The sequence below is a fragment of the Streptomyces sp. NPDC013317 genome, from assembly GCF_055563155.1.
This window is the reverse complement of the sequence record NZ_JBVHDX010000025.1, coordinates 47,705-55,613: the sequence shown is the minus strand read 5'-3', so window position 1 is coordinate 55,613 and position 7,909 is coordinate 47,705. Positions and strand designations below refer to the sequence as shown.

9 protein-coding genes are annotated in these 7,909 nt (G+C 70.3%); all 9 read right to left on the bottom strand.

Going from position 1 to position 7,909, the window contains the following annotated elements; translation table 11 throughout:
- On the bottom strand, positions 1-1,086 hold a 1,086-nt coding region (locus ACZ3IJ_RS35395; RefSeq protein WP_467475200.1), incomplete at its 3' end, for an ABC transporter substrate-binding protein.
- A 208-nt stretch (positions 1,087-1,294) separates the two neighbouring features.
- Positions 1,295-2,635, bottom strand: a complete 1,341-nt coding sequence (locus ACZ3IJ_RS35390; protein WP_467475198.1) for a sulfate adenylyltransferase subunit 1 — start codon at positions 2,633-2,635, stop codon at positions 1,295-1,297.
- Between the two features lie 2 nt (positions 2,636-2,637).
- Complete coding sequence (cysD, locus tag ACZ3IJ_RS35385) at positions 2,638-3,576, bottom strand: sulfate adenylyltransferase subunit CysD (protein WP_467475196.1); 939 nt, start codon at positions 3,574-3,576, stop codon at positions 2,638-2,640.
- Positions 3,573-4,139, bottom strand: coding sequence for an adenylyl-sulfate kinase (cysC, locus tag ACZ3IJ_RS35380; protein ID WP_467475194.1), 567 nt, complete (start codon positions 4,137-4,139; stop codon positions 3,573-3,575). The genes cysD and cysC overlap by 4 nt, the downstream gene beginning before the upstream one ends.
- Entirely contained in the window at positions 4,139-4,849 is a 711-nt protein-coding gene (locus ACZ3IJ_RS35375) for a phosphoadenylyl-sulfate reductase (protein ID WP_467475192.1), read from the bottom strand. Before ACZ3IJ_RS35375 ends, cysC begins: the two co-directional genes overlap by 1 nt.
- Positions 4,846-5,025, bottom strand: a complete 180-nt coding sequence (locus ACZ3IJ_RS35370) for a hypothetical protein (protein ID WP_467475190.1) — start codon at positions 5,023-5,025, stop codon at positions 4,846-4,848. The genes ACZ3IJ_RS35375 and ACZ3IJ_RS35370 overlap by 4 nt, the downstream gene beginning before the upstream one ends.
- Positions 5,022-6,719: a nitrite/sulfite reductase gene (locus tag ACZ3IJ_RS35365; protein WP_467475188.1), complete on the bottom strand. Its 1,698-nt coding sequence runs from the start codon at positions 6,717-6,719 to the stop codon at positions 5,022-5,024. Before ACZ3IJ_RS35365 ends, ACZ3IJ_RS35370 begins: the two co-directional genes overlap by 4 nt.
- A 126-nt stretch (positions 6,720-6,845) precedes the next feature.
- Positions 6,846-6,929 carry a putative leader peptide gene (locus ACZ3IJ_RS35360; protein ID WP_352077884.1) on the bottom strand — a complete coding sequence of 28 codons (84 nt, stop codon included), beginning with the start codon at positions 6,927-6,929 and terminating at the stop codon, positions 6,846-6,848.
- Between the two features lie 215 nt (positions 6,930-7,144).
- Entirely contained in the window at positions 7,145-7,714 is a 570-nt protein-coding gene (locus tag ACZ3IJ_RS35355; RefSeq protein WP_467475186.1) for a GNAT family N-acetyltransferase, read from the bottom strand.
- Between the last annotated feature and the right edge of the window lie 195 nt (positions 7,715-7,909).

Sequence of the window (7,909 nt, the reverse complement as noted above, 5' to 3'; positions counted from 1 at the left end):
GTCGGAGACCTCGGGGCTGCCCGCGGCCTTCAGCACCTTGTTGAGGGGCTTCAGGTCGTAGATGCCGGCGAGGTCGGGCTGCTTGAGGAGTCCGGTCTCCACGGCGTGTCCCGCCTGGGCCCGGAGCGTGGCGGCGAGCGGGTCGTCGGTGAAGCGGATGGAGGGCCAGGCGCCGTCGATGACCTTCGCGCCGAGCGGCTTGCCGGTGAGTTCCTCGAGCTTGGCGTTGGCGGAGGCCTTGGCCTTGTCGGGGTTGGCGTTGATCCACTTGTTGGTGGTGACGGAGCCGCGCAGGACGGCTTCGACGACGTCCGGGTGCTGCTCGAGGAACTTCTGCGACACGATGATGTTCGTGATGACGAACTTGTCGTCCGGCCAGAGCGTGGACTCGTCGAGGAGGACCTTGCCGCCCTCGGCGACGAGCTTGGAGGCGGTGGGTTCGGGGACCCAGGCGCCGTCGATGGAGCCTGTCTTGTAGGCGTCCGGGGTGATCTTGTTGTCGGTGCGGAGGACGGAGACGTCGCCCTTGCCGCTCTGGGCGTCGACCTTCCAGCCCTTTTCGGAGATCCAGTTGAGGAAGGCGACGTCCTGGGTGTTGCCGAGCTGCGGGGTGGCGATCCGCTTGCCCTTGACGTCGTCGAGGGTCTTGATCTTCTCCGGGTTCACGACGAGCTTCACGCCGCCGGAGGCGGATCCGGAGATGATGCGGAGGTTCTTCCCCTTCGACTTGGTGTAGCCGTTGATCGCGGGGGAGGGACCGACGTACGCGATGTCGACCGAGTCGGCGTTCAGCGCCTCGATCGCGGAGGGGCCGGCGTTGAAGGTGGCGACCTTCAGCTGGGTTCCGCCCAGCTCCTTCTGGATGATGCCTTCCTCGTCGCCCACCAGGGCCGTGGCGTGGGTCAGGTTCGGGAAGTAGCCGAGCCGGACCGTGTCGGCCGAGAGCTTCGCGCCCTCGGCGGCCACCTTCTTCTCGTCGCTCTTCGCCTGCGACCCGTAGCCACAGGAGGCCAGCACGCCGATCAGCAGCGGCAGGGCCGCGGCGGCGACGAGTGTGCGGCGCGGAGTCGTACGGAAGGCAGGCACGGAGGTGGTCCCCTCAGGGTCTTCGAAGGCTTGTTCGGCTGTGTCGTTCGTGGAACGCCTGGAACGGGCGGAGCGGGGCGGCGCCGCGTACGCGGCGCGCCGGCATCAGCACGCACATCGCGCGACCCCTCCGCTGCCTGCGCCGAGGGCGCCGGAACCCACGCGGCCGCCCTCCTTGGCGAAGGTGCCGTAGGCGTCGTACGTCATGTCAGAAGTCCCAGCCCTCGTCGTCCGCGACCGCGGCCACGGCCTTGGCGTCGGCGAAGGACGTGCCCGCCATGCCCGCCGCGAGCGTGGTGCCGTCCGCGGGGTCGATCAGCAGGAACGAACCGGTGCGACGCGAGTCGGCGTACGAGTCGAGCGCGAGCGGCTCGGCGGTACGGACCTTCACCCGGCCGATGTCGTTGGCGACCAGCTGGCCCGGCTCCGGGTGCTGGGAGAGGTCGTCCAGCGTCAGCCGGGACGGGATCTCCTTGACGATCGCCTTGACCGTGCGGGTGGTGTGCTTGAGCAGCACCCGCTGGCCCACGGTCAGCGGCTGGTCCGCCACATGGCAGACCGTCGCCTCGACGTCCTGGCTGGTGGCCGGGGCGTCGCCGCTCGGAGCGAGCAGGTCGCCACGCGAGATGTCGATGTCGTCCGCCAGCCGGATCGTGACCGACTGCGGCGCCCACGCGATGTCCACCGACTCGCCCAGCGCGTCGATCGCCGTGATCGTGGAGGTCTTGCCCGACGGCAGTACGGTGATCTGCTCGCCGACCCGGAAGGCGCCGGCCGCGATCTGACCGGCGTAGCCGCGGTAGTCCGGGTGCTCGGCGGTCTGCGGACGGATCACGTACTGCACGGGGAAACGCGCGTGGCAGGCCGTCAGGTCGTGGCTGACCGGCACGGTCTCCAGGTGCTCCAGGACCGTCGGGCCGCCGTACCAGTCCATGTTGGCGGAGGGCTCCACCACGTTGTCGCCGGCCAGCGCGGAGATCGGGATCGCGGTGATCTCCGGGACGCCCAGCTCGGAGGCGTACGTCGTGAACTCCTCGGCGATCGCCGCGAAGACGGGCTCCGCGTAGTCGACGAGGTCCATCTTGTTGACGGCCAGGACGACGTGCGGCACGCGCAGCAGCGCCGCGACGGCCGCGTGGCGGCGGGTCTGCTCGACCACGCCGTTGCGCGCGTCGACCAGGACCACGGCCAGCTCGGCGGTGGAGGCGCCGGTGACCATGTTCCGGGTGTACTGCACGTGCCCGGGGGTGTCGGCGAGGATGAACCGGCGCCGCGGGGTCGCGAAGTAGCGGTACGCCACGTCGATGGTGATGCCCTGCTCCCGCTCGGCCCGCAGACCGTCGGTGAGCAGCGCCAGGTCCGGGGCCTCCTGGCCGCGCTTGAGGGACGCGGCCTCCACGGCCTCCAGCTGGTCGGTCAGGACCGACTTGGAGTCGTGCAGGAGCCGGCCCACCAGCGTGGACTTGCCGTCGTCGACGGATCCGGCGGTCGCGAAACGCAGCAGGGTGGTCGCCGAGACGTCGGCGAACTGCTCGGTCGTGCTCGTCATGGCTAGAAGTACCCTTCGCGCTTGCGGTCTTCCATCGCGGCCTCGGACATCTTGTCGTCGGCGCGGGTCGCACCCCGCTCGGTGAGGCGGGAGGCGGCGATCTCGGCGATGACGGCCTCCAGGGTGGAGGCGTCGGAGTCGACGGCGCCCGTGCAGGACATGTCGCCGACGGTGCGGTAGCGGATCAGCCGCTTCTCCACCGTCTCGGTGTCCTTGGGGCCGCCCCACTCGCCGGCCGTCAGCCACATGCCGTTGCGGGCGAAGACCTCGCGCTCGTGGGCGAAGTAGATCTCCGGCAGCTCGATGGACTCGCGGGCGATGTACTGCCAGACGTCCAGCTCGGTCCAGTTGGAGAGCGGGAAGACGCGGACGTGCTCGCCGGGCGCGTGGCGGCCGTTGTAGAGCTGCCACAGCTCCGGGCGCTGGCGCCGCGGGTCCCACTGCGAGAACTCGTCACGCAGGGAGAACACCCGCTCCTTCGCGCGGGCCTTCTCCTCGTCGCGCCGGCCGCCGCCGAAGACGGCGTCGAAGCGGTGCTGCTGGATCGCCTCGGTCAGCGGCACCGTCTGGAGCGGGTTGCGCGTCCCGTCGGGACGCTCGCGCAGCTTCCCGGCGTCGATGTACTCCTGGACGGAGGCGACGTGCAGGCGCAGCCCGTGCTCGGCCACGACCCGGTCGCGGTACTCGATGACCTCGGGGAAGTTGTGCCCGGTGTCGACGTGCAGCAGCGTGAAGGGGACCGGCGCCGGCGCGAACGCCTTGAGCGCCAGGTGCAGCATGACGATGGAGTCCTTGCCGCCGGAGAAGAGGATCACCGGCCGCTCGAACTCGCCCGCCACCTCGCGGAAGATGTGGACGGCCTCGGACTCGAGCGAGTCCAGGTGCGACAGCGCGAACGGGCTGTCGGTCTCCTCATGAACATGGGCAACGGTGGTGCTCACGTCAGGCCCCTCTCGGTGAGCAGCGCGTGGAGCTGCGCCGCGGACTCCTGCACGGTCTGGTTCTGGGACTCGATCCGCAGATCGGGGTCGGCCGGCTCGTCGTACGGGTCGTCGACCCCGGTCAGGCCGCTGAGCTCGCCCGCGGCCTGCTTGGCGTACAGCCCCTTCACATCACGCACGGAGCACACGTCCACCGGAGTGGCGACGTGCACCTCGACGTAGGGGGTGCCCTCGGACTCGTGGCGCTTGCGGACGGCCTCTCGGCTGTCCGCGTAAGGGGCGATGACCGGGACCAGGACCTTCACGCCGTTCGAGGCGAGCAGTTCGGCGACGAAGCCGATCCGCTGCACGTTGGTGTGCCGGTCCTCGCGGCTGAAGCCGAGACCCGCGGAGAGGAACTCGCGGATCTCGTCGCCGTCGAGCACCTCGACCCGGTGGCCTTCGCCGCGCAGCGTGGCGGCGAGCTCGTACGCGATCGTGGTCTTGCCGGCGCTGGGCAGGCCCGTGAGCCAGATGGTGGCACCGGTCACGTCGTTCTCCTGGGAGTTCTCAAGTGTCGTCATCAGCCGTGCAGTCCGCATTCCGTCTTGCCCCGGCCGGCCCAGCGGCCGGCCCTGACGTCCTCGCCCTCCGCGACGCGGCGGGTGCAGGGTGCGCAGCCGACGGAGGTGTAGCCGTCCATGAGGAGCGGGTTGGTGAGGACGCCGTGCTGGGCGACATAGGCGTCGACGTCGTCCTGGGTCCAGCGGGCGATGGGGGAGACCTTCACCTTCCGGCGCTTCTCGTCCCAGCCGACGACCGGGGTGTTCGCCCGGGTCGGGGACTCGTCGCGGCGCAGGCCGGTCGCCCAGGCGCGGTACGCGGTCAGGCCCTCTTCCAGGGGCTTGACCTTGCGCAGCGCGCAGCACAGGTCGGGGTCGCGGTCGTGCAGCTTCGGGCCGTGCTCGGCGTCCTGCTCGGCGACGGACCGACGCGGGGTCAGGGTGATGACGTTGACGTCCATCACCGCGTCGACCGCGTCCCGGGTGCCGATGGTCTCGGGGAAGTGGTAGCCGGTGTCGAGGAAGACCACGTCCACCCCGGGCATGGCGCGGGAGGCGAGGTGGGCGACGACCGCGTCCTCCATGGAGGAGGTGACGCAGAACTGCCTGCCGAAGGTCTCCGCCGCCCACCGGAGGATCTCCAGCGCGGAGGCGTCCTCGAGCTCGCGGCCGGCCCGCTCGGCGAGCGCCTTCAGGTCGGTGTCCTCGGTGATCACCTGAGTGGTCGTCATATCGGTTCCCCTCCAGTGGAGTCGCTCGAAGTTCCAGGGGCGAGGAGCCCCAGGAACTTCAACTGGAAGGCTCGACTGCACGCCCGGCATTCCCAGGCGCCGTGACCGCTCTCGTGCGGGAACAGGTCCTCGTCGCCGCAGTACGGGCAGTAGAACGGGGCCGCGCGCTCGCTCACGACAGTGCCTCCTCGGAGGCGCGCGCCGCCCAGGCGGCGAAGCGCTCGCCGTCCTCGCGCTGCTCCTGGAAGCGCGTGAGGACCCGCTCGACGTAGTCCGGCAGCTCGGCCGAGGTGACCTTCAGGCCGCGGACCTTGCGGCCGAAGCCGGCCTCGAGGCCGAGGGCGCCGCCCAGGTGGACCTGGTAGCCCTCGACGCGGTTGCCGTCGTCGTCCAGGACCAGCTGGCCCTTGAGGCCGATGTCCGCGACCTGGATGCGGGCGCAGGCGTTGGGGCAGCCGTTGATGTTGATGGTGATCGGCTCGTCGAACTCGGGGATCCGGCGCTCGAGTTCGTCGATCAGGGAGGCGCCGCGCGCCTTGGTCTCGACGATCGCCAGCTTGCAGAACTCGATGCCGGTGCAGGCCATCGTCCCGCGCCGGAACGGCGAGGGGTTGACCCGCAGGTCCAGGGACTCGAGGGCGGAGACGATCGACTCGACCTGCGCCTCCTCGATGTCCAGGACGATCATCTTCTGCTCGGCGGTGGTACGGACCCGGCCCGAGCCGTGCGCCTCGGCGATGTCCGCGATCTTGGTGAGCGTGGTGCCGTCGACGCGGCCGACGCGCGGAGCGAAGCCGACGTAGAAGCGGCCGTCCTTCTGCCGGTGGACGCCCACGTGGTCGCGCCACTGTCCGGCCGGCTGCTCGGGGGCGGGGCCGTCGGTCAGCTTGCGCTTCAGGTACTCGTCCTCCAGGACCTGGCGGAACTTCTCCGGACCCCAGTCGGCGACGAGGAACTTCAGCCGGGCGCGGGTGCGCAGCCGGCGGTAGCCGTAGTCACGGAAGATCGAGATGACGCCCTCGTAGACGTCCGGGACCTCGTCGAGGGAGACCCAGGTGCCCAGGCGGACGCCCAGCTTGGGGTTGGTGGAGAGCCCGCCGCCGACCCAGACGTCGAAGCCGGGGCCGTGCTCCGGGTGGTCCACGCCGACGAAGGCGATGTCGTTGATCTCGTGCGCCACGTCGAGCAGCGGCGAGCCGGAGACGGCCGACTTGAACTTGCGGGGCAGGTTGGAGAAGTCCTTGTTGCCCACGATCCGGCGGTAGATCTCGTCGATGGCGGGGGTGCCGTCGATGATCTCGTCCTCGGCGATGCCGGCGACCGGGGAGCCGAGGATGACGCGCGGGGTGTCGCCGCAGGCCTCGGTGGTCGACAGGCCGACGGCCTCCAGCCGGTTCCAGATCTCGGGGACGTCCTCGATCCGGATCCAGTGGTACTGCACGTTCTGCCGGTCCGTGATGTCGGCCGTGCCGCGCGCGAACTCCTGCGAGATCTCGCCGACGACGCGCAACTGCTCGGTCGTCAGCCGGCCGCCGTCGATGCGGACCCGGAGCATGAAGTACTCCGCGTCCAGCTCCTCCGGCTCCAGAACGCCGGTCTTGGTGCCGTCGAGGCCCTCCTTGCGCTGGGTGTAGAGACCCCACCAGCGCATGCGCCCCCGCAGGTCGTTGGGGTCGATCGAGTCGAATCCGCGCTTGGAGTAGATCGTCTCAATGCGTGTCCGCACATTGAGACCGTCGTCGTCCTTCTTGAACTGCTCATTGCCGTTCAGCGGGGTGAAGTGCCCCACGGCCCACTGGCCCTCGCCACGGTGACGGCTCACCTTGCGGCGGGGCGTGGCGGGTGCGGGGTTTTCCGGGGTGGCGGCCATGGCGATATGTCCTTCGGGACTGCGGGAGGGCGGCTCTGACCTGCACACTCGTACGTGGGTCAGGAGATGGCGCAACGGTGCGCAGCAGGGTCGGTCTGAAAGGTGCTCGGGGAGGTGCTGGTTCTCTCAGCGCGCCGAACACATGGCGCTGGACATGCGGCCGAGGTCGACGTGCCGCCGACTCACCAAGGCAATTCCAGTTCCAGACATGACGGAAGCGTGTCACGGGGCTTTGGACTCAGTCCAGCTTCGTCCGCAATGTGGACACGAGTGTCCCGCATCGCGAGACAGTGTGGTGTGGGTCACGCCCGGGCCCTCCCGCGGGCCCGGGGTCTGTGCCGGGAAACTGCCGGATACGTCTCGAACTGCGTGCCGAGGACGTCAGTGGCCGGTCGGCGGCCGGTCGGCGGCCGGTCAGCGGCCGGTCAGTGCGCGCCGGGCCAGGGGCCGGGCGTCTCGGACTCCTCGACCTCTTCCACCTTGGTGTCGAAGAGCCGGAAGCCGCGGCGCCGGTAGTTGTCCATCGCGTGCGGTCCGTCCAGCGAGCACGTGTGCAGCCACACCCGCCGGGTCGCCTCCCGCTCCGGCCAGCGCTCGGCCAGGTCCCAGGCGCGCTGGACACCGTACGAGAGCAGGTGTCCGCCGATCCGGCGGCCCCGGAAGGAGGGGATCAGCCCGAAGTAGACGATCTCCACCACTCCGTCCTCCTGCGGGTCCAGCTCCACGTATCCGGCAGGCGTCCCCTTCTCGTACGCCACCCAGATCTCGGCCCCGGGCTTCTCGACGATCTCCTGCCACTGCTTGTACGTCAGCGACAGCCGGTCGTTCCAGCGGATGTCGCCGCCGACCGCCGTATAGAGGAAGCGGCTGTACTCGGGCGAGGGCACCTCGGCGCGCCGGATCGTGACGTCGTCCCCCTCCGGCGGCGTCGCGGGACGCAGATCGGACGGCGAGGTCTGCTCGAGGGACCAGGTGGTGAGAGTGATGGTGCTCATCGCTCCATCGCATCATGCCCGCGCACGGAACCGCTCCCGGGGGCAGGCCCGGGGGCGAGCCCGGTGGCGGGCCCCGGGGCGAGCTCGACCCGGCGGGCGCGGCGGCGGGCGCCGTGAGCGGGCTGTCCAGCATGTGGGCAGGCCGCTCACGGAGCGGCCCGCGAACCCGAGCCGCCGGCGCCGGGGAGAGACCCT